We start from the raw sequence: 19,287 nt of genomic DNA, 5'->3' as shown, positions 1-19,287 counted from the left end.
GGCCTTAAGAGTCGTCCGAACTAACCTATCGGGGAATGAGCAACGCGGCGATGGACGTCGTCGAGTTTCTGTTGACGACGCGGATCTTCACGGACGAGCGGGACCTCGACGCCAACGACCTCCCCCCGCGGTTCCGGCGGGTGTTCTGGAGCGACGGCGAGATCGAGCGGCCGCTGTCAGCCACGAACAGCACCGCCAGAGCGGGGACCGGAATCGACCAGCCCTGGGAGGCCGTCGCCGACCTGATGTTCACCGAGCGCGACGAGTTCTCCGGCTCGATCTCGATCAATCAGCCCGAGATGGCCGAGGAGTGGTTCCTCGAACGCGTCGACGACGAGCGCCTCCGGACGAACCCGACGCTCGCCTACCGCTTCGGCGAGGAGCGCGACGTCGACTACGAACGCGCCCGCGAGGCCAACCGGCCGATCCAGGCCGACCGGGTGTGGATCGACAGCCTGCTCGAGGAGTACTTCGACGACGAGGACGAAGAGGAGATGCTCGATCTGGTCGACATCCGCGCGCCCGAGGAGATCGAGATGACGCTCGACGATCTGGTGTTGACGACCGACCAGGAAAACGAGATCCACAAGATCGTCAAGGCGATCGAGCACCGCGACTACCTCGCCCAGATCGGTCTGCGCGAGATCGGCAAGCTACTGTTTGTCGGGCCGCCGGGCACTGGTAAAACGTCGGTCGCCCGCGGACTGGCCCACTCGCTCGATCTTCCCTTCGTCGAGGTCAAGCTATCGATGATCACCAGCCAGTACCTCGGCGAGACGGCCAAGAACGTCGAGAAGGTGTTCGAGGTGGCAAAGCGACTCTCGCCGTGTATCCTCTTCATGGACGAGTTCGACTTCGTCGCCAAGACCCGGGCCTCGGACGAGCACGCCGCGATCAAGCGCGCGGTCAACACGCTGTTGAAATCGATCGACGACGTCAGCCTCATCCAGGACGACGTGTTGCTGATCGGCGCGACCAACCACCCCGACCAGTTAGACGCCGCGGCGTGGCGCCGCTTCGACGAGATCGTCAACTTCCCGAAGCCCGACTCCGGGATGCGCGCGGACATCCTGCGCGTGATCACGCGCGCGATGGACATCGACGAGTTCGATCCCGAGGCGATCGCCGAGATCACCGAGGGGCTGACCGGCAGCGACCTCCGGATGGTGCTCCGCGAGGCCGTCCTCGACGCGCTGACCGAGGAGCGGACGACGCTGACTCAGGCCGACCTGGTCGACGCCGTCGAGGACTTCGAGGAGCGGGACAACCTCAAGAACATGGACATGATGGACGGCGACCACGACGCGCTGGTCGCCGGCGGCGACATCGGCGCCGACGGCGGCGAGGGCGGCCACGACCACGCCCACGAGCACTGACGCCGAGCGCCCCTCGCCGCTTCACCGCCGACGCGTCGCGGCTGACGCGAACCGAACGCGAGCGCTGACGCCGAACACCACGACCACGCTATGGAGATCACACTACTCGGGACGGGCGACACGACGGGGACGCCGACGGTCGGCTGCGACTGCGAAACCTGCGAGCGCAGCCGCGATCTCGGCGTCGAGCGGACGCGATTCTCGGTCCACGTCCGGAACGAGCGCACCGGCGAGTCGCTACTGATCGACGCCTCGCCGGACTTCCGGTACCAGTTCCTCCGCGAGGGCGTCGATCTCCCCGACGCCGTCCTGGTCTCGCACGTGCACTTCGACCACCTCGACGGGCTCGGCAACGCCTATCGCCTGCTCGACGGCGTCCCGGTGTACGCCGCCGACGAGACCGATCCCCAGACCGGCGAGAGCGTCGTCGAGACGATCGAGCGCAAGTACAGCTATCTCGACGCCGTCGATCCCCGCCCCGCGACGCCGTTCGAGACGATCAGAACGTGCGGGCTCGACGTGACGCTCGTGCCGGTCGACCATCCGCCGCTGGTCTGCTACGGCGTCGTGATCGAGGACCCCGAGACGGGTGCGACGCTCTCACTGTCGGGCGACACGAGCTACGACATCCCCGAACGCTCACGCGACGCGCTGGCCGATCCGGACCTCTTTCTCGCCGACGCCATCGTCCCGGCCAGCCTCTGCGAGCACCACCCGATCGGCGGCGCCGACCACGACGACGACGGCGTCCCGCGAACCTTCGGCACCAAGCACATGACCCGCGAGGGCGCGCTGGATCTGGCCGACGAGCTCGACGCCGACGAGACGCGACTGGTCCACCTCGCGCACTTCTATCCGGTCGAGGAAGCGTTTGAGGAGCCGCTGGCGGTCGACGGCGAGCGCTACGAACTCTGAACTACCCGAACCGATCCAGTCCCGATTGCCGGCGCTGTTTCACCTCGGGATCGGCGTCCCACGGCGACGACGCCGCGCGCGCCGCGGCGAGGTCGGCGTCGGGCGGCTCGGCCGACTCGTAGCCGCCGCACTCCGGCCCGCACTCGCTTGCGGGATCCACGAGCCGCCCCTTCCACGCGCAGTACGGTAGCCCGGCGACGCCCTCGCGCTCGGCGGCGTCGGCGGCGCCGCAGCCGGGCAGTTCGTAGGTGCGCCACCCTTTCCCGTAGGCGCGTTCGGCGACCCGCCGCCGCGCTCGCGCCTTCTCGGCCGCAGTCGCCGGATAGATTTCCGTTCGGCCGGGGAGTTCGTCGTGAAGTTCGATCCCCGGTCCCTCGGTGTCCAGCGGCGTCGGCTCGCGGAGCACGTCGATCCGGTCCTCGGGGTCGGCCTCGGCGTCGACGCGCCAGACGCCGATCTCCTCGGGGATCCGGTTCAGGTGGGCGCCGGTGACGTGGCTCTCGGTCGCCAGGATCGCCTCGTCGGCCAGCGCGAGGCTGACGTCCTTCCGAAGCTGGGTTTCGAGGTCGCCCGGCGTCCCGAGATCGGGCTTGTTCTCGATGCCGACGATCCGGTCGAACCAGTCGTCGGGGTAGCGCGCGACCTGCCGGACGTACTCGCGGCCGCCGCGGCGCTCGCGCTCGAAGAAGCCCGCCTCGACGGCCCGTTCGACGACGTGGCGCTTGCGCTCCGGGGGCCCCTCGATGACTCGTCCGCGGGGCTGGAACCGGCCCGCCCCGGCGTCGCACTCGATCGCCGCGTCGGGAATCGCGGCGGCGGTGATCGCCGCCCGCTCGTCGAACGCCGGCCCCTGCTCGACGCAGACGACGTCGACGATTCGCTTGCCCGGCCGGTCGACGCCAGCGCCGAGCTGGCGGCTCACGACGTCCTCGGTCGTCGCTTCGAGGTGAGCGCACAGCGACAGCTCGAACGCGAACTCGCGCACGGTCGTCCGTAGGTGCGGATGGACAAAAGTCGACCGACGGGCGAGTTCTTCTGGCAGGTTTACAGCAGCGTCACGACCGAGACGATCGCGCCCATCGCGACGACGTAGTACAACACCGGAAACAGGTTGAGACGGACGACCCGTCCCTCCTGTCCGACGAGCCCGACCGTCGCCAGCGCGGCGATGACGTTGTGGATCGCCAGCACGTTGCCGATGGCGGCGCCGACCATCTGGGCCGCCAGGATGTGGTGAGTCGGCAGGCCGAGCTGGACGGCGACGTCGTACTGGAGCTGGCTGAAGGTGAGATTCGAGACGGTGATCGAGCCGGTGATGAACGTCCCGAGGACGCCGACGACCGTCGCGACGGCCGGGTATACGTCGCCGACGACCGACGCCGTCGCGTCGGCGAGCACGATCATCATGCTGTCGCCGCCGGGGGCGTTCGGCGCCGTCCCGGACTCGGTCATGATCCCGACCATCGCGATGACGAACACGAGCGCGACCGCGGGCGAGACGAGTTTCTGGCCCGCCTCGCGCCACGCGCTCTCGACCTGCCCGCGGTCCATCCCGAACAGCGGAATCGCCGCCAGCGCGCTCAGGGCCAGCCAGGTGCCCGGAACGTACGCCCACCGCACCTCGCCGCCGATATCGGTGCCGAGGATGGCGTCCCAGGCGGGCGCCAGCGCCGAGAGTTCGGTGAGCGCGACGCCGATCGGCGTGAAGTCTCGCGTCGCGATCAACAGCACGACGAGGATGACGTACGGCGTCCAGGCGCGGGCGAGCGACATCGACGCCGTCGGGGCGTCGCCGGAGGTGCCGGCGGCGTCAGTGGTGTCGGCGGCGTCGGGGGAGCTATCGACGGCATCGCCGGCGTCCGGACCGCTCAAGCTGCCGGCGCTGCCGGGGTCGATCTCCCCGATCCAGTGCTCCGGCCACTGCTCTTGCGCCCGGAACGACCACTCCTCGTCGGGGTGCAAGTAGCCGGCGCGCAACACGGCGACGACGACGGCGGCGCCTACCATCGCGCCGACGATCGACGGTAGCTCCGGCCCGACGAACAGCGCGGTCAGGGCGAAGGGGACGACGAACGCGATCCCGGCGAACAGACACAGCGGGACGACCTCAAGGATCGCCGGCAGCGACCGCTCTTCGGGATCGCCGAAGAAGTGTACGACCATCCCGACGGCCACCAGCGGCATGAAGACGCCGACGGCGACCTGGTACAGCGCCGCCGAACCGGCGGCCTGGAGCGTGACGTCGACCGCCTCGGCGCTCGATAGCGACTCCAGGGCCCCGAGGGGCTCCTCGACGCCCGGCCGGACCGGGACGCCGACGGCGCCGAACGTCGTCGCGATCGCGTGGCCGACGAGCGCGGCGACGACCGCGGCCAGCGGCGGAAATCCGAGCGCGAGCAGCAGCGGCGCCACCACGGCAGCGGGCGTCCCGAACCCGGCGACGCCCTCGAGGAACGTCGCCAGAAAGAACCCGACCAGAACGACCTGGACCCGTCGGTCCTCGCTGATCGCGACGAACCCGGCATTGATCCGATCGACCGCGCCGGCGCGCATCAGCGTGTACAGCAGCGCGAGCGCGCCGAACACGATCCAGAGGATCTCGACGGCGGTCAGCACGCCCGAGATGCTCGCCGCCAACACCCACTCGATCGGCATGTTCCAGGCCACGACCCCGACGATCGCCGCCGTCGCCCACGCGATCGGCATCGCCCTCGTCGCCGGCCACAGCGCCCCCACGAGCAGGGCAGCGACGACCGCGAGGGGGGCGAGCGCGGCGAATGCCAGCAGCGGGTCAACCACGGTGATCCCCTCCGACAGCCTCCCGGATGGCGGTGCCGCCAGTTCCGACGAGCGCGCCGCTTCGACCGACCGGCGTTTCCATTCGGCACATACGCGGGAATTTATCGGCAGCCGCCATCAAGTCACACCGTATTCTCGAAATCTAATAATCGGCGGCGGTCGACGGACCGCGCCGCGACTGTTCCGCGGCGGCGTTTGGCCGCGCCGGGGCGAGCGTCGTCACACCGCGGCGCGTCGAGAACAGTAGGTTTATCAGTCGTTCGGGGCGAAAAACTACCAAGATTACTCCCCATATGTCAGACGATCACCGACAACCGGAGGTGAACATCGGACTGGTCGGCCACGTCGATCACGGCAAGACCACGCTCGTGCAGGCCCTGTCCGGCGAGTGGACCGACCAGCACTCCGAAGAGATGAAGCGGGGTATCTCTATCCGTCTCGGCTACGCGGACGCGACGTTCCGCGACTGTCCGGACCTGGAGGAACCCGAGCGTTACACCGTCGACGAAGAGTGCGCCGACGGCTCCCCCAGCGAACCGCTCCGAACCGTGTCGTTCGTCGACGCGCCGGGCCACGAGACGCTGATGGCGACGATGCTCTCGGGCGCGGCGATCATGGACGGCGCGGTGCTGGTGATCAGCGCCAGCGAGCCCGTTCCCCAGGCTCAGACCGAAGAGCACCTGATGGCGCTGGATATCATCGGCATCGACAACATCGTCGTGGTCCAGAACAAGGTCGACCTCGTCGACGCCGACCGGGCCCGCGAGAGCTACGAGGAGATCCAGGAGTTCGTCTCGGGCACCGTCGCCGAGGACGCCCCGATCGTTCCGATCAGCGCCCAGCAGGAGGTCAACATGGACGTGCTGATCCAGGCGATCGAGGAGGAGATCCCGACGCCGGATCGCGATCCCGACGCCGACGCTCGGATGCACGTCGCGCGGAGCTTCGACATCAACCGCCCGGGAACGACCTGGGAGGGCCTCACCGGCGGCGTCCTGGGCGGCAGTCTCGCGCAGGGCGAACTGAACGACGGCGAGGAGATCGAGGTCCGCCCCGGCCGCGAGGTCGAAGAGGGCGGCCAGTCGGAGTACCGCCCGATCACGACCGAGATCCGCTCGCTGCAGGCCGGCGGCGAGAACGTCGACACGGTCACGCCGGGCGGGCTGCTCGGCGTCGGCACCGGACTCGACCCCAGTCTCACCAAGGGAGACGCGCTCGCGGGCCAGCTCGCGGGGCCGCCCGGGACGCTCCCGCCGACGTGGAACTCCTTCGAGATGGAGGTCGACCTGCTCGACCGGATCGTCGGGCAGGACAGCGGCGAGGTCGACGAGATCTCGACGGGCGAGCCGCTGATGCTGACGATCGGCACCGCGACGACGGTCGGATCGGTCACGAGCGCCCGCGACGACGAGTGCGAGGTCGCGCTCAAGCGCCCCGTCTGCGCCGCCGAGGGCGCGAAGATCGCGATCAACCGCCGGGTCGGCGCGCGCTGGCGGCTGATCGGCATCGGCACGCTACAGGGATAGGATGGTCTCGACCGTCGTCGTCGACACGAACGCCTTGATGATGCCTGTCGAACTCGACGTCCGGCTGTTCGACGAGCTCGATCGGCTCCTCGACGGACACGAGCCGACCGCCCCGCAGGCGGTCGCCGAGGAGCTCCGCAAGCTGTCCGAGAAGGGCGGCGAGGAGGGCATCGCGGCGAGCGTGGGCCACGATCTGGCGACGGATCGCTGCCTGCTCGTCGACACGGAGGCGTCGTACGCCGACGACGCGGTCGTCGAACTCGCCCGCGAGGGCGTCGCCGACTACGTCGTTACGAACGACCAGCCCCTGCAGGAGCGGGCGCTCGACGCGGGCGTCGCAGTAATTGGTTTAAGGGGCAAGAACAAACTCGCAGTTACTCAACCATAGCAATGTACAAACGGGTCAGACTGAAGGACACGGTCGAGGTACCGCCGCGCGAGCTCGCGAACGTCACGCCGGAGCTCGTCAAGAAGCTACTCCAGGACAAACTCGAAGGGCGCATGGACGAGGACGTCGGGTCCGTCGTCAGCGTCGTCAACGTCCACGACATCGGACAGGGCGCCGTCCTGCCCAACCGGCCGGGCGTCTACTACGAGGCCGAGTTCGACGCCGTCACGTTCGACCCCCAGATGCAGGAGGTCGTCGACGGGACGGTCGTCGAGACCGTGGAGTTCGGCGCGTTCGTCGGGATCGGCCCCGTCGACGGCCTGCTCCACGTCTCCCAGATCTCCAACGAGTATCTGGCGTTCGACTCGGAGAACCAGCGGCTGGCCTCGAACGAGTCCGACCGCGCGCTGGGCACCGACGACGCCGTCCGCGCCCGCATCGTCACCAAGAGCATCGACGAGCGCAACCCGCGGGATTCGAAGATCGGCCTGACGGCCAAACAGCCCGGGCTCGGCAAGCACGGCTGGCTCGAGGAGGACCGCCGGGAGCGCCAGGCGCAAGCCGGTGAGAGCTAAATGGCCGAGGATCGCCTCGTCTGTCGCGAGTGCCACCGGGTGAACGATCCGGACGACCAGACCTGCGTCGCCTGCGGGTCGAGCAGCCTCACCGAGGACTGGGCGGGCTACGTCATTGTCGCCCATCCCGAGGAGAGTCGGGTCGCCGACGAGATGGAAGTGACCGAAGCCGGCGCGTACGCGCTGAAAGTCCGGTAACGCAGCGTGGCCCCCGAGGACGGAGCGCGCCGCGACGACGCCGACACGGCCCGTTCCGACAGCGACGCGTCGATCGTCGTCCGGCTTCCCGACGAGCTCCGAGCGGCGTTCAAAGAGCCGCTGGGACCCGTCTACACCGATGCTGAGGAACTACTGAGCGAGGCCGGCGAGCCGCTGATCGCCGTCGGCGACATCGTCACCTACCACTTCGAGCGAGCCGACCGCCGACCGGACGTCGCACTGATCGACGGCCGGACGAAGCGCCACGCCGTCGACGACGAGGTGCGCGACGCCGTCGACGCCGGCGCGGACCGGATCGACGCCACCAATCCGGCGGGCGTGCTGACCGACGACCTGCTGACGGCGCTGCGCGACGCCGTCGCGCGGGACGATCCGACCACGATCGTCGTCGACGGCGAGGAGGATCTCGCGACGCTCCCCGCGGTGCTGGCCGCGCCCGAGGGCGCGACGGTCGTCTACGGCCAGCCCGACCAGGGGATGGTCGCGGTCGACGTGACCGCCGAGACCCGGGCGGAGTTCCGCGACCTTTTGGAGCGCATGGACGGCAACCACGAGCGACTGTGGGCGCTGCTGGACGCGGAAGCGTAAAACGCTCCCAGACCTCGCTCGCTAGCGCTCGCGATGACGCCGATGAGCAAAACTCATCGAGCCCTGACTCGCTTTGCTCATCAGGACGCCGAAGCGCAGGGCGCTTCGAGCCCTGACTCGCTTCGCTCGTCAGGACCTCGACACGAGGTGAGAGCGGAGCCGCGTTCGTCACCGACGGTAGCTCGGTCGGGGGTACCGCTCGGGAATCGTGAACACTCTTAACGACGGGGTGCAATTGGGCGCCTATGGGATTTGACGAGATGGACGTCGACACCATCTGGATGGACGGCGAGTTCCAGGACTGGGACGACGCCCAGGTGCACGTCCTCACGCACGGTCTCCACTACGGTACCGGCATCTTCGAGGGGGTCCGCTGTTACGACACCGCGGATGGCCCGGCGGTCTTTCGGTGGGACGCCCACCTCGATCGATTCTACGAGTCGGCCAAGCCCTACGAGATGGACATCGAGCACGACCGCGAGGAGCTCACCGAGGCGACGATGGAGCTCATCCGCCGGCAGGATCTGGAGTCGTGTTACATCCGCCCGATCGCGTTCTACGGCTACAACAGCCTCGGCGTCAGTCCGAAAGACTGCCCGACGCGGGTCGCGATCGCCTGCTGGCCGTGGGGCGCGTACCTCGGCGAGGATGCTCTGGAGAACGGCGTCGAAGTGATGGTCTCCTCGTGGCGCAAGCACTCCTCGAGCCAGATCCCGACCAACGCCAAGACGACGGGCCTGTACGTCAACAGCATGCTCGCCGGCGAGGAGGCCCGGCGCAACGGCTACACCGAGGCCATCGTGCTCGACAAGGAGGGGTACGTCGCGGAGGGCCCCGGCGAGAACATCTTCATGGTCAACGACGGCGAGCTCTACACCCCGGCGCTCTCCCAGTCGATCCTCGACGGCATCACGCGCCAGAGCGTCATCGAGGTCGCCCGCGATCTGGGTTACACCGTCCACGACGAGGCGACGATCTCGCGCGGCCAGCTCCACACCGCCGACGAGCTGTTCTTCACCGGCACCGCGGCAGAAGTGACGCCAATTCGGCAGGTCGACAACGTCGAGGTCGGCGCGGGCACGCGCGGCCCGGTCACCGAGGAGATCCAGCAGCGCTTCTTCGATCTCGTCGAGGACCCCGGCGACGAGTACGCCGACTGGTTCACCTACGTATAAATCGTCGTCGCGGCGCTGTAGTACCCGTTTTCCGAACGATCGCCCCGCGAGCGACGCTTACTCGTCGGCGTCGATGCGCCCGCTCGAATCGCTCGAGCGTCGCCCGCCGTCGCCCGCGTCGAGCTTCGCCTCGTCGGCTTCGTGGACGTCGATCGGGACGCCGTGGAGGCCGCTGCTCCCGGTGTTTTTCGCGTCGCCGAAGCCGGCGCTCAGGAGTCGGGTCAGCGCGTCCTCGACGCGCTCGTCGATCTCTTGGACGTCCTCGGGCTCGACTTCGATCACGAACCCCGTGGTGATGTTCGGCGCCGTCGGCATGAACAGCAGCTCGCGGCCGTCGTCGGTGCGCTTGCCGGTCTTGAACGCCGTCATGCGGACGCCGTCCCACACTTCGACCTTGACGGGCGTCTGGAGCGCCTCGGTGCCCCCGAGCGCGGTTTCGGCCGCCATCTTCGAGGCGTTGTACACGACCCGCAGCCCGGGCAAGCGATTGATCAGGTCGTCGATCTTGTCCTCGACGACGTTGCCGAGCGCCGTGCGCATCAGGTAGCCCACCGCGAACACGACGGTCAGGAACACGACGATCGTCACGAACACGCGGATGGCGTTGACGGCGCTCGCTCCCATCCCCCCGAATCCGAGATCAGCCAGCAACTCTTGGTTGATGGCGCCGACCAGCGGCGCCCCCGCGATGAAGTTAAAGAGCCACACCAGCACCCAGAGCGTGACGATGATGGGGACGAGAACGACGAGGCCGCTCGCGAAGTCCCGCTTCCACGTTGCCATTGGCGCCCCCTTCGTAACCCTGCCTAATCAGCGCTGTTATTGTTGGGCGCGTGACGACACGTCGGAGCGCAGAGCGCGACACGGACGCTCCGGCGAACGAGCGACGCCCGTGTCACACGCCGAGCGCGGCTCGCATCGCAAAGAGCGCGTTCTCACGGCGCTCGGCGGCCCGACGGTAGAAGTACGACAGCCACCGGTCGCCGTAGGGGACGTACTGATAGACGGTGTGGTCGGCCGCCAGGTCGAACTGGGCCGATTCGCGGACGCCCATCAGCATCTGAATCTCGAAGTCGGTGCCGTGCTCGGCAGCCAGCGCACTGGCGTGCTCGATCATCGCGGGGTCGTGGCTCCCGACGCCGACGCCGCGATTTCGGTTCGCGAAGGCGTAGCGCAGCAGCTCGCGGTACTCCTCGTCCACCCGCGACTTCCGCGTGTAGGCGATGTCCTCGGGTTCGTCGTAGGCGCCTTTCACCAGTCGGAACTTCCCGGGAACGTCGATCAGGCGCGCGAGGTCCTTCCGCGTGCGCTTGAGGTTGGCCTGCAGGCAGACGCCGACGCACCACTCGTGTTCGCGGGCCAGATCCTCGAAGGCGTCGAGCGTCGCGTCGGTCGTCTCGTGGTCCTCCATGTCGATCCAGACGAACGCGTCGCGCTCGGCGGCCGTCTCGGCGACGGCGTCGAGATTCGATCGAAACGTCGACTCGTCGACGTCCAGTCCCAGCTGCGAGGGCTTGATCGAGACGCACGCCTCGACGCCGGCGTCGTCGAGGTCCTCGATCACGCGGACGTACGCGTCGCGGTCCTCGGCGGCGGGTCCCGGTCGCTCGTAGTGCTCGCCCAGCAGATTCAGGATCGTCCCGACGCCGCGGCCGTCCAGTTCCAGCGCGCGCTCGATCGCCTCCGGCGCGGTCTCGCCGGCGACGAAGTTGTCGGCGATCGGTGGGATCATGCCCGTGGTTTCGGGGCGACGGCTTGTAACGTTTGCTTGCCCGCCGATCGGCGCGGCCGCGGCGTCGGCCTCGCGCCGTCCGGACGCCGCGCCCCAGTCGGAATCGGGAGCGTTTATATCGCGGGGCCGACTGGTCCCGGGCATGAGCGTCATCGAAACGGTAGTCGTCGCCGTCTGGGCGATGCTGCCGGCGTACGTCCCGAACAACGCGGCGGTGCTCGCGGGCGGCGGCCGACCGATCGACGGCGGTCGGACCTGGGGCGGCCGTCGGGTGCTCGGCGACGGCAAGACCTGGCGGGGCACCGCCGTCGGCACGCTGGTCGGCGTCGCGCTCGCGGCGGTTTTGAACGCGCTGGCGCCCGGCGCCGAAGACGCGCTGAGCGTTGCCGTCCCGACGTTCCCGGCGGCCGCGATGGTTTCGCTGGCCTTCGGCGCGATGCTGGGCGACATCCTGGCATCGTTCCTCAAGCGTCGGACGGGCCGCGAGCGCGGCGCGGCGTTCCCCGGCGTCGACCAGCTCGACTTCGTCGTCGTCTCGCTGGGACTGACTGCGATCGTCGCGTTCGACTGGTTCACGGACGTGTTCACGCTGCAGGTGCTCGCCGTCGTCGTCGTGCTGACGCCGGCGCTGCACCTGTTGACCAACGGCATCGCGTACGCGCTCGGGCTCAAGGACGAGCCCTGGTGACCGGCGTCGCCGCGCGCTCGACGCACAGCTTCTCCGTGCCCACGGCGATTAATAACTCGGCGACCCTACCACCGGACATGCCGAACGTCAACCTCGACGACGAGACGATCGAGCGCCTCGACGCTCTCCGAGTCGAAGACGAGTCCTACGACGAGATCGTCACCGAACTCATCAACATCTACGAGGCCGAGGAGATGACGCTGCAGTACGGCGGCGATCACGCTCCCTGACGGGCAGCAGCGCCGATCGCGGCCGCGCCTCACGCTGTCGGTCGTAGCGTTCGGAGCAAAATTCTTGTTCAAGTGGTACGTAATGGAAGGTGTATGACTCGCTCGGCGACGCAACCGAACCCGGCCAAGCCGAATCTCGAGATGAACCTGATCGGCCTGCTACTCGCCGCAGGAACACTGTTCCTGCTGCTCCCGCTGTTGCCGTTTCTCGCGGCGTTCTGGGTGGTCGACAAGCTGCGCGGCGGCGAGTAGTCCGAACCACAGACAGCAGCGCGCCCGACGTATTCGGACGCGAAACGGGTTGCCAGCGGTCGACGAACCCGCACGCGTACCGGCCGAGTCAGCTACTCCTGCTGAATCACCATCACTTTCACTCGCCGAACGCCGTCGAAGTCCCTGAGTCGGTAGGTCAGGTCGCGGACGCGCTCGGCCGGCCCGCGACAGAACAGCGATTCGAGACACCACTCGCCCTGATGGGTGTGGCTCGTGTTCAAAATCACCTCCTGGTAGTCGTGCTGAATCCCGTGGAGTTCCCGAATCACGTCGTGATGGCGGTAGTCGAAGCCGATCAACGCGACGACTTCGCCGGTCGTCGCGTCGAGGCGAGAGTGGGCTTCGATGTACTCCAGCATCGCCTCGCGGACGGCTCGGGATCGGGACTCAAGATCCTGCTCCTGCCAGACCGCGTCGAACTCCTCGACGACCTCGTCGGGGATGTTGAAACTCGTTCGCATGGACGTTCCTGTTATGATGATTCCCCCGATTCGGTATTAAAAACCCATAACTCGGCCGTTCACAGATACCCCGTATCGAATGTTTCATTTCGAGGAACTCGGGCTCGTCGTCGGGGCGGTCGCGCTCGGCGCGGTCCACGGGATCGAGCCGGGCCACGGATGGCCGGTCGCCGCCTCGTACGCGCTCGATCAGGCGAACAAGTGGTTCTACGGGTTCACTGCGAGTCTCATCATCGGTATCGGACACCTGATCAGCAGCATCGCGATGGTCGGCGTGTTCTTCTACGCGAAGTCGTACTTCGATCTCACGCAGGTTAACGAACCGATCACGATGCTCGGCGGCGTCCAGATCGGCGGCCCGGTCAGTCTCGTCGCCGGCGTGTTGCTGATCGCGCTCGGCGTGCGCGAATACACGCACGGACACTCGCACAGCCACGGCGAGGACGCTCACGGGCACTCGCACGATCGCGGCGAAAACGGTCACGAGCACACTCACGGACACGACGAAGACGCCCACGGACACGACGAAGACGCCCACGGACACGACGAAGACGCCCACGGACATTCCCACGATCACGGCGAGACGTCCGGTGACGGTGGCGGGCACTCGCACGGGAACTTCGACGCCGCCGCCGATCGAGGGCTCTTCGGGATCGCCTGGTTCGCGTTCGTCCTCGGGTTCGCGCACGAGGAGGAGTTCGAGATCATCGCGCTGTGTGCCGGGTCGGCGTACTGCCTCGAACTGATGCTGGCGTACGCGTTGACCGTGATTACCGGGATCGTCGCCCTGACGATGCTGTTGATCGCCGGCTACCAGCACTCCGAGGAGCGGGTCGAGCGGTACACGCCGTATCTCCCCGCGTTCTCCGCCGCCGTGCTCTGCATCATGGGAGTCGGATTCATCGCCGGGATCTTCTGAGACGACGAGGGGGGCGGTGGATTCACCAAAGCAGCATCGAGGGCGCCTCCGGGGCGTACTTCAGCGTGATGTACAGGAGCCCGAACTGCAGGGCGTTGTACGCACCGTGGGCCATCGCCGGCACGAACAGGCTGTCCGTGCGCTCGTAGGCGTACCCCCACGTCACGCTGATGGCGAACAGCACGCTCAGCGTCGGCAGCCCTTCGAGGCCGCTGTAGTTGGGCAGGTGGATCAGGACGAAGAAAGCGCTGGACGCTGCGATGCCACCCCGCACGCCGACGCGGTCGACGAACGCGTTCTGGATGACGCCGCGGAACAGCAGCTCCTCGCCGGGACCGATCAGGAGAAAGGACAGGGGGATCAGCGCGAGCAGGATGTCGGGGTTCCCCGAGGCCGTGTCGGCGATCGAGTGCCCCTCGCCGCTGAGGCCGAGCATCGAGAGGATCTGGCTCCCCACGATCAGTATCGCGAACGAGGCGACGAAGATCCCGACCACCCACTTGACGTCGTTCAGTGTCGGCGTCCGCGCGCGGAGGTAGTCGAAGCCGAGATCCCTGTACCGGAGATACGCCATCGAGGCGACGCCGAAGCCGATCCCCTGTAGCAACACGAGCTGCAGGACGATGAGCACCGTCGTGTTCTGGTCGGCGCCGAAGCGCATCCCGAACCCGGCCGTCAGCACCGACATCGAGAGAATCAGTCCGATCATTCCGACGACGACGCCGAGCAGCAACACTCCGGCCGAAATGGCAGTCGTCGACACCAACCCTTTGAGCGTCAGCGTACCGCCGGTGGCCCCGTCCGGTGCGCCGGTCGGTTCCGGACGCCCGCCGTCCGAGGACGGGTCGTCGCGCCAGGCATCCTCGCCGTCATCCCAGTCGCTGCCGTCGCCGTCAGCCCAGCTGTCGCGCTCGCTCCGGTCGTCCGGATCCCTGTCAGCCATTGTCGTCGAAGCTTGGTGCCACTAACGGGTAAAAACGTCGGAGCCACCGGGGTCGGTCGTTCAGAGCATCCCCGGCGAGGCGGGCTGGCCGTCGGCGGCGCCACGACCGCCGGCGTCGGAGAGTTCCTGCACGCAGTTCCGGCAGTAGCGGTACTCGTGGTCGTTCTCGGTCCCGCAGTGCTCGCAGACGACGGTCGCCGCTTCGGCCTCGTGATCGTCGGCGTCGTCGCTCGGCGTCGACGCGGTCGACCGGTAGAGGTAGTACAGTACCACGCCGTGGACGAGGACGAACGCCGCCGCGTAGCCGTAGGCCCAGAGCGGGAGATCCGCGAGCGGTGGCATGGTTCGTACTAAAAGTTAGCCGATTTTCGCACTTAACCGTTCGCCCGCGGGGTCCGGCGGGAAACTCGCAGACCGAACGTTACTAACCGTCGCGCGACCGATTCCGTTCCATGCCGACGATCGAGCGCGAGGGGGTATCGCTGTACTACGAGTCCGACGGCGACGGCGAGACCGTCGCGTTCGTCGAGGATCTGGGCTACGGCGCCTGGCTGTGGGGCTGGCAGTACGACGCGCTGGCCGGCCCGTTCGAGACGGTCGTCTCGGATCTGCGCGGAACCGGCCGGTCGGACGCCACTGCGGGGCCCTACACCGTCCCGCAGCTCGCCGCCGATCTGGAGGCGGTGCTGTCGGAGTGCGACGTTCGAACCGTGCATCTCGTGGGCGCCGGGCTGGGCGGGATGGTCGCGCTGGAGCACGCCCGGCGCTACGGCCGCGCGAAGACGCTGACGCTGCTCGGCGCGAGCGCCGGCGGGCCGGACGCCGACCTGCCGGCCGATCCCAGGGAAGCGATGTTCGCGCCGCCGGACGACGAGGCGGCGCTCCGGTCGTCGCTGGAACCGGCTCTTTCTGCCGACTTCCGGGATGCCCACCCGGAGGCGCTCGACCGGATCGCCGCGTGGCGTGCCGAGGACGACGCCGAACGCGAGGCCTGGGAAGCCCAGGAGGAGGCGTTCGCGAGCTACGAGTTCGAGGCCCCGCTGTACGAGCTCACGCTGCCGACGCTGGTCCTCCACGGCGGCGAGGACCGGGTCGTTCCGCCGTCGAACGCCGAGACGCTCGCCGAGGGGCTTCCCAACGCCGAACTGGAGATGGCGCCCGACGCGGGCCACCTCGTCGGAATCGAGTACTCCGCGGCGGTCAACGACCGGCTGCTGGGCTTTCTAGAGGAGCACGGCGACGTCGACCTGTAGGTCGGTCGTCGGCGTCGCGCCGGCGGCGGCAGCGCGTCGGGGCGGCCGGCAGTCAGCGGTCGGTCACAGCCACTCCTCGGGTCCCCGCCGGCGCAGCGGCGTCCCGACGCCGACGATCCGGTCGACATCTAACCGCCGCTTCGCCGGTCGGACCGCGCCGAACGGGTCGCACCGAACGCGCCGGTCACAGGTGGTGGCACCATTCGCGGGCGGCGAAACCCCTTTTGTCTGCGGGGCGCTTGCTCGACATACCGATGAGTCGACCGCGCATCGCCGTGCTCAACGCAGCCCACGACGACGCCAACACCCCCCGAAACTTCCGGCGGGAGCTCGACGCCGACCTGGCGGAGTTCGACGCCAACGCGCCCGAACTCCCCGAATCGGTCGAGGGCTTCGACGGCGTCGTCGTCACAGGTTCCCGGTCGTCGGTGTACTGGGACGAACAGTGGATCGAACCCACCGCGGCGTGGGTTCGCGAGGCCGTCGACGCCGGCCTCCCCTGTCTGGGCGTCTGTTGGGGCCACCAGCTGCTGGCCCACGCGCTGGGCGGCGAGGTCGCGGCGATGGGCGAGTACGAGATCGGCTACCGGGAGATCGAACACGGCGGCGACTCCCGACTGTTCGAGGGAGTCGACGAGCGATTCACCGCCTTCACGACCCACTCCGACGAGGTCGCCGCGGTCCCGCCCGGCGCCGACGTGCTCGCCGAGAACGACTACTCGATCCACGCGTTCCGCAAGGACCGCGTGTTCGGCGTCCAGTTCCACCCCGAGTACGACACCGAGACCGCCCGCGACGTGACGCTCGGCAAGGACCTGCCCGACGAGCGCATCCAGCGCGTGCTCGACGGCATCACCGAGGAGAACTACGCGAACGCCTGCGAGGCCAAGACCGTCTTCGAGAACTGGCTCGCGTTCGTCGAGGACGTTCGGGAGTCCGCGGACGCTTCCGGCGTCGCGGAGGACGACGCTGAACTCGACGCCGACTCGGCAGACGCCGCCGGCGCAGACTGACCGCTCTCAGTTTTTTGCGACGACGTTCGACGACCGATCGCGGTTCCGTCCGCTCAGAACGTGTTGTTCGTTACCAAGATACAATGGCTAAGTGAGCCGCCGGAGTAGCTTCGCACGCGATGCAGGTCCAGCAACGACCCGAGTTCGAGACCGAGGACCGCAAGCAAATCTACGAGTACGTCGAGCGCAACGGCGTCGTCGAGCGCGGCGAACTGGACGACGCGTTCGCGATGGACGCCGACCGGATCGAGCTGGAGCTGTCGGATCTGATCGACGAGGGGTTCCTCGACGAGCGCGAGGGCATCTACCGGATCGCGATCGACGTCGGCGAGCCGACGACCCACGAGGCCGACGGCGTCGAGTTTACCGTCCGTCCGGCGAAGCAGGGCGATCTTCAGGGACTCATCCGCGTCATGCGGACGGTCTCCGAGGAGGGCGCGTACCTGACCGCCGAGTCCGTGATGGATCTGCTCGACCACGAGGAGGTCGTGTTCCGGCACAACGACGTCGAGTCGCGGATGTTCTTCGTCGCGACGGTCGACGATGATGTGGTGGGCTGGGTCCACCTCGATTCGCCAAACTTCGCGAAGCTGCGCCACACCGCCGAGCTGACGATGGGCGTCCTCGAGGAGTACCGGGGTCACGGCATCGGTAGCCACCTGATGGAGCGGGGCCTCGACTGGGCGGCCTCGAACGGCTACGAGAAGGTCTACCAGAGTCTGCCCGCGACGAATCAGGACGCCGTACGATTCCTGGAGGATCACCGCTGGGAGACCGAAGCCATCCGCCGAGCGCACTTCAAGATCGACGACGAGTACGTCGCCGAGCAGCAGATGGCGGTGATGCTCGAAGACCCGCGACTGGGGTGAGCGCTCAGCGGTCGTATTTTTCACGCTGCTCTCCCATTATCCGGTATGCTCGACTACGTGGGGCTGGAGGCCGATCTCGACGAGGAAGAGCGGATGATCCGCGATACCGCCCGCGAGTTCGTCGCCGACCGCGTGAAGCCCGACATCGGCGATCACTTCGAGAACGGAACGTTCCCCGAGGAGCTGATCGGCGAGATGGGCGATCTGGGCTTTTACGCACCGAACCTGGAGGGGTACGGCTCGCCGAACGTCAGCGAGACGGCCTACGGGCTGCTGATGCAAGAGCTGGAGGCCGGCGACTCGGGGATCCGGTCGATGGCGAGCGTTCAGGGCGCGCTGGTGATGTATCCGATTCGAGCCTTTGGCTCCGAAGACCAGAAGGAGCGCTGGCTGCCCGACCTCGGGTCGGGCGACGCCGTGGGCTGTTTCGGACTGACCGAGCCCGAGCACGGCTCCGACCCGGCGAGCATGGAGACGACCGCCGAGCGCGCCGACGGCTCGGCCGGGCGCGGCGCGCACGACGCGGACGGCTACGTCCTGAACGGCGCCAAGACCTGGATCACGAACGCGCCGATCGCCGACCTCGCGCTGGTCTGGGCCCGCGACGTCTCGGATCCCGACCGGCCGATCCGCGGCTTCCTCGTCGAGACCGAGCGCGAGGGCGTGCGCACAAACGAGATCGACGGCAAGCTCTCGATGCGCGCCTCGGCGACCGGCGAGGTCGCGCTCGACGACGCCTTCGTCCCCGCGGCGAACGTCCTGCCGGGCGTCTCGGGGATGAAGGGCCCGCTGTCGTGTCTCACGCAGGCCCGGTACGGCATCGCCTGGGGCGCGGTCGGCGCCGCGCGCGACTGCTTCGAGGCGGCTCGCGAGTACGCCACCGACCGCGAGCAGTTCGGCAAGCCGATCGGCGGCTTCCAGCTGCAACAGGAGAAGCTCGCCGAGATGGCGACCCGGATCACCACGGCGCAGCTACTGGCCCACCGCCTCGCCGACCTGAAAGAACGCGACGAGCTGCGCCCCCAGCAGGTCTCGATGGCCAAGCGCAACAACGTCAGGATGGCCCGCGAGCAGGCCGGCGTCGCCCGCGAGATGCTCGGCGGCAACGGCATCACGACGGACTACCCGCCGATGCGCCACCGCGCGAACATGGAGACCGTCTACACCTACGAGGGCACACACGACATCCACTCGCTGATCCTCGGGGAGGATCTCACGGGCATCGCCGCCTTCGAGTGACGCCCACGGCGTCACGAGCAACGTGGCAATGCCCGTGAGCAATCGGGATTGCGGCCTTCGAGCAGCTCCGGATCTCCGGCAGGACCGGGCTGCGCGCGGCTGTGAT

23 protein-coding genes are annotated in these 19,287 nt (G+C 68.0%); 16 read left to right on the top strand and 7 right to left on the bottom strand.

The window, feature by feature from the left end; all coding sequences use genetic code 11:
• The first annotated feature begins 35 nt into the window (after positions 1 to 35).
• Positions 36 to 1,376 (top strand): ATP-binding protein, encoded by a 1,341-nt coding sequence (locus NO931_RS16910; protein WP_256393540.1) that lies wholly within the window; start codon positions 36 to 38, stop codon positions 1,374 to 1,376.
• Between the two features lie 90 nt (positions 1,377 to 1,466).
• On the top strand, positions 1,467 to 2,291 hold the full coding sequence (locus NO931_RS16905; protein ID WP_256393539.1) for an MBL fold metallo-hydrolase: 825 nt from the start codon (positions 1,467 to 1,469) through the stop codon (positions 2,289 to 2,291).
• A 1-nt stretch (position 2,292) separates the two neighbouring features.
• Here the strand turns inward: NO931_RS16905 and NO931_RS16900 are convergent, their stop codons facing one another.
• The gene (locus NO931_RS16900) at positions 2,293 to 3,276 is read right to left on the bottom strand and encodes a DUF5787 family protein (protein ID WP_256393538.1); all 984 of its coding nucleotides are present in this window, start codon (positions 3,274 to 3,276) and stop codon (positions 2,293 to 2,295) included.
• A 59-nt stretch (positions 3,277 to 3,335) separates the two neighbouring features.
• The gene (locus NO931_RS16895) at positions 3,336 to 5,090 is read right to left on the bottom strand and encodes an L-lactate permease (protein WP_256393537.1); all 1,755 of its coding nucleotides are present in this window, start codon (positions 5,088 to 5,090) and stop codon (positions 3,336 to 3,338) included.
• Positions 5,091 to 5,383: 293 nt separating this feature from the next.
• Here NO931_RS16895 and NO931_RS16890 point away from each other — a divergent pair, with 293 nt between their 5' ends.
• The 6 genes from NO931_RS16890 to NO931_RS16865 all read left to right on the top strand — a co-directional run bounded on the left by NO931_RS16890 (position 5,384) and on the right by NO931_RS16865 (position 9,561).
• Positions 5,384 to 6,616, top strand: a complete 1,233-nt coding sequence (locus NO931_RS16890) for a translation initiation factor IF-2 subunit gamma (protein WP_256393536.1) — start codon at positions 5,384 to 5,386, stop codon at positions 6,614 to 6,616.
• A gap of 1 nt (position 6,617) precedes the next feature.
• Positions 6,618 to 7,004, top strand: coding sequence for a type II toxin-antitoxin system VapC family toxin (locus tag NO931_RS16885; RefSeq protein WP_256393535.1), 387 nt, complete (start codon positions 6,618 to 6,620; stop codon positions 7,002 to 7,004).
• A 2-nt stretch (positions 7,005 to 7,006) separates the two neighbouring features.
• On the top strand, positions 7,007 to 7,579 hold the full coding sequence (locus NO931_RS16880) for a DNA-directed RNA polymerase (protein WP_256393534.1): 573 nt from the start codon (positions 7,007 to 7,009) through the stop codon (positions 7,577 to 7,579).
• Positions 7,580 to 7,777: a transcription elongation factor subunit Spt4 gene (gene spt4, locus NO931_RS16875; protein ID WP_256393533.1), complete on the top strand. Its 198-nt coding sequence runs from the start codon at positions 7,580 to 7,582 to the stop codon at positions 7,775 to 7,777. It begins immediately after the preceding gene.
• 6 nt (positions 7,778 to 7,783) lie between these two features.
• Entirely contained in the window at positions 7,784 to 8,386 is a 603-nt protein-coding gene (locus NO931_RS16870; RefSeq protein WP_256393532.1) for a GTP-dependent dephospho-CoA kinase family protein, read from the top strand.
• Between the two features lie 245 nt (positions 8,387 to 8,631).
• On the top strand, positions 8,632 to 9,561 hold the full coding sequence (locus tag NO931_RS16865; RefSeq protein ID WP_256393531.1) for a branched-chain amino acid transaminase: 930 nt from the start codon (positions 8,632 to 8,634) through the stop codon (positions 9,559 to 9,561).
• A gap of 57 nt (positions 9,562 to 9,618) precedes the next feature.
• Here NO931_RS16865 and NO931_RS16860 read toward each other — a convergent pair whose 3' ends face one another.
• The gene (locus NO931_RS16860; RefSeq protein ID WP_256393530.1) at positions 9,619 to 10,344 is read right to left on the bottom strand and encodes a DUF502 domain-containing protein; all 726 of its coding nucleotides are present in this window, start codon (positions 10,342 to 10,344) and stop codon (positions 9,619 to 9,621) included.
• A gap of 112 nt (positions 10,345 to 10,456) precedes the next feature.
• Complete coding sequence (locus tag NO931_RS16855) at positions 10,457 to 11,293, bottom strand: proline dehydrogenase family protein (protein WP_256393529.1); 837 nt, start codon at positions 11,291 to 11,293, stop codon at positions 10,457 to 10,459.
• A gap of 142 nt (positions 11,294 to 11,435) precedes the next feature.
• On the opposite strand from NO931_RS16855, the gene NO931_RS16850 reads away from it, so the two are divergent.
• From NO931_RS16850 to NO931_RS16840, 3 genes are all read left to right on the top strand, one after another.
• Positions 11,436 to 11,981, top strand: coding sequence for a CDP-2,3-bis-(O-geranylgeranyl)-sn-glycerol synthase (locus NO931_RS16850; protein WP_256393528.1), 546 nt, complete (start codon positions 11,436 to 11,438; stop codon positions 11,979 to 11,981).
• 77 nt (positions 11,982 to 12,058) lie between these two features.
• Positions 12,059 to 12,211, top strand: coding sequence for a DUF7557 family protein (locus NO931_RS16845; RefSeq protein WP_256393527.1), 153 nt, complete (start codon positions 12,059 to 12,061; stop codon positions 12,209 to 12,211).
• Between the two features lie 93 nt (positions 12,212 to 12,304).
• Entirely contained in the window at positions 12,305 to 12,463 is a 159-nt protein-coding gene (locus NO931_RS16840; RefSeq protein ID WP_256393526.1) for a DUF7535 family protein, read from the top strand.
• A 92-nt stretch (positions 12,464 to 12,555) separates the two neighbouring features.
• Here the strand turns inward: NO931_RS16840 and NO931_RS16835 are convergent, their stop codons facing one another.
• Complete coding sequence (locus tag NO931_RS16835) at positions 12,556 to 12,945, bottom strand: CopG family ribbon-helix-helix protein (RefSeq protein WP_256393525.1); 390 nt, start codon at positions 12,943 to 12,945, stop codon at positions 12,556 to 12,558.
• A 79-nt stretch (positions 12,946 to 13,024) separates the two neighbouring features.
• Between NO931_RS16835 and NO931_RS16830 the strand changes: the two genes are divergently transcribed.
• Entirely contained in the window at positions 13,025 to 13,864 is an 840-nt protein-coding gene (locus tag NO931_RS16830) for a sulfite exporter TauE/SafE family protein (protein ID WP_256393524.1), read from the top strand.
• Between the two features lie 22 nt (positions 13,865 to 13,886).
• On the opposite strand, the gene NO931_RS16825 is transcribed toward NO931_RS16830, so the two are convergent.
• Both NO931_RS16825 and NO931_RS16820 read right to left on the bottom strand, forming a co-directional pair.
• Complete coding sequence (locus NO931_RS16825) at positions 13,887 to 14,807, bottom strand: CPBP family intramembrane glutamic endopeptidase (protein ID WP_256393523.1); 921 nt, start codon at positions 14,805 to 14,807, stop codon at positions 13,887 to 13,889.
• Between the two features lie 60 nt (positions 14,808 to 14,867).
• On the bottom strand, positions 14,868 to 15,149 hold the full coding sequence (locus NO931_RS16820; protein ID WP_256393522.1) for a DUF7577 domain-containing protein: 282 nt from the start codon (positions 15,147 to 15,149) through the stop codon (positions 14,868 to 14,870).
• Positions 15,150 to 15,259: 110 nt separating this feature from the next.
• On the opposite strand from NO931_RS16820, the gene NO931_RS16815 reads away from it, so the two are divergent.
• From NO931_RS16815 to NO931_RS16800, 4 genes are all read left to right on the top strand, one after another.
• On the top strand, positions 15,260 to 16,060 hold the full coding sequence (locus NO931_RS16815; RefSeq protein ID WP_256393521.1) for an alpha/beta fold hydrolase: 801 nt from the start codon (positions 15,260 to 15,262) through the stop codon (positions 16,058 to 16,060).
• Positions 16,061 to 16,314: 254 nt separating this feature from the next.
• Positions 16,315 to 17,073, top strand: a complete 759-nt coding sequence (locus NO931_RS16810; RefSeq protein ID WP_256393520.1) for a type 1 glutamine amidotransferase — start codon at positions 16,315 to 16,317, stop codon at positions 17,071 to 17,073.
• Positions 17,074 to 17,192: 119 nt separating this feature from the next.
• Entirely contained in the window at positions 17,193 to 17,942 is a 750-nt protein-coding gene (locus NO931_RS16805; RefSeq protein WP_256393519.1) for a GNAT family N-acetyltransferase, read from the top strand.
• 45 nt (positions 17,943 to 17,987) lie between these two features.
• Positions 17,988 to 19,181, top strand: a complete 1,194-nt coding sequence (locus NO931_RS16800) for an acyl-CoA dehydrogenase family protein (protein ID WP_256393518.1) — start codon at positions 17,988 to 17,990, stop codon at positions 19,179 to 19,181.
• Positions 19,182 to 19,287 lie beyond the last annotated feature (106 nt).

The sequence above is a fragment of the Natronoarchaeum rubrum genome (assembly GCF_024494695.1).
This window is presented reverse-complemented; position numbering and strand designations above follow the sequence as displayed.

Bases quoted from the DNA above. Each gene is read 5' to 3' on its own strand.
- NO931_RS16910 (WP_256393540.1), top strand. From the start codon at position 36: ATGAGCAACGCGGCGATGGACGTCGTCGAGTTTCTGTTGACGACGCGG.
- NO931_RS16905 (WP_256393539.1), top strand. From the start codon at position 1,467: ATGGAGATCACACTACTCGGGACGGGCGACACGACGGGGACGCCGACG.
- NO931_RS16890 (WP_256393536.1), top strand. From the start codon at position 5,384: ATGTCAGACGATCACCGACAACCGGAGGTGAACATCGGACTGGTCGGC.
- NO931_RS16885 (WP_256393535.1), top strand. From the start codon at position 6,618: ATGGTCTCGACCGTCGTCGTCGACACGAACGCCTTGATGATGCCTGTC.
- NO931_RS16880 (WP_256393534.1), top strand. From the start codon at position 7,007: ATGTACAAACGGGTCAGACTGAAGGACACGGTCGAGGTACCGCCGCGC.
- spt4 (WP_256393533.1), top strand. From the start codon at position 7,580: ATGGCCGAGGATCGCCTCGTCTGTCGCGAGTGCCACCGGGTGAACGAT.
- NO931_RS16865 (WP_256393531.1), top strand. From the start codon at position 8,632: ATGGGATTTGACGAGATGGACGTCGACACCATCTGGATGGACGGCGAG.
- NO931_RS16860 (WP_256393530.1), bottom strand. From the start codon at position 10,344: ATGGCAACGTGGAAGCGGGACTTCGCGAGCGGCCTCGTCGTTCTCGTC.
- NO931_RS16855 (WP_256393529.1), bottom strand. From the start codon at position 11,293: ATGATCCCACCGATCGCCGACAACTTCGTCGCCGGCGAGACCGCGCCG.
- NO931_RS16850 (WP_256393528.1), top strand. From the start codon at position 11,436: ATGAGCGTCATCGAAACGGTAGTCGTCGCCGTCTGGGCGATGCTGCCG.
- NO931_RS16845 (WP_256393527.1), top strand. From the start codon at position 12,059: ATGCCGAACGTCAACCTCGACGACGAGACGATCGAGCGCCTCGACGCT.
- NO931_RS16840 (WP_256393526.1), top strand. From the start codon at position 12,305: ATGACTCGCTCGGCGACGCAACCGAACCCGGCCAAGCCGAATCTCGAG.
- NO931_RS16835 (WP_256393525.1), bottom strand. From the start codon at position 12,945: ATGCGAACGAGTTTCAACATCCCCGACGAGGTCGTCGAGGAGTTCGAC.
- NO931_RS16830 (WP_256393524.1), top strand. From the start codon at position 13,025: ATGTTTCATTTCGAGGAACTCGGGCTCGTCGTCGGGGCGGTCGCGCTC.
- NO931_RS16825 (WP_256393523.1), bottom strand. From the start codon at position 14,807: ATGGCTGACAGGGATCCGGACGACCGGAGCGAGCGCGACAGCTGGGCT.
- NO931_RS16820 (WP_256393522.1), bottom strand. From the start codon at position 15,149: ATGCCACCGCTCGCGGATCTCCCGCTCTGGGCCTACGGCTACGCGGCG.
- NO931_RS16815 (WP_256393521.1), top strand. From the start codon at position 15,260: ATGCCGACGATCGAGCGCGAGGGGGTATCGCTGTACTACGAGTCCGAC.
- NO931_RS16810 (WP_256393520.1), top strand. From the start codon at position 16,315: ATGAGTCGACCGCGCATCGCCGTGCTCAACGCAGCCCACGACGACGCC.
- NO931_RS16805 (WP_256393519.1), top strand. From the start codon at position 17,193: ATGCAGGTCCAGCAACGACCCGAGTTCGAGACCGAGGACCGCAAGCAA.
- NO931_RS16800 (WP_256393518.1), top strand. From the start codon at position 17,988: ATGCTCGACTACGTGGGGCTGGAGGCCGATCTCGACGAGGAAGAGCGG.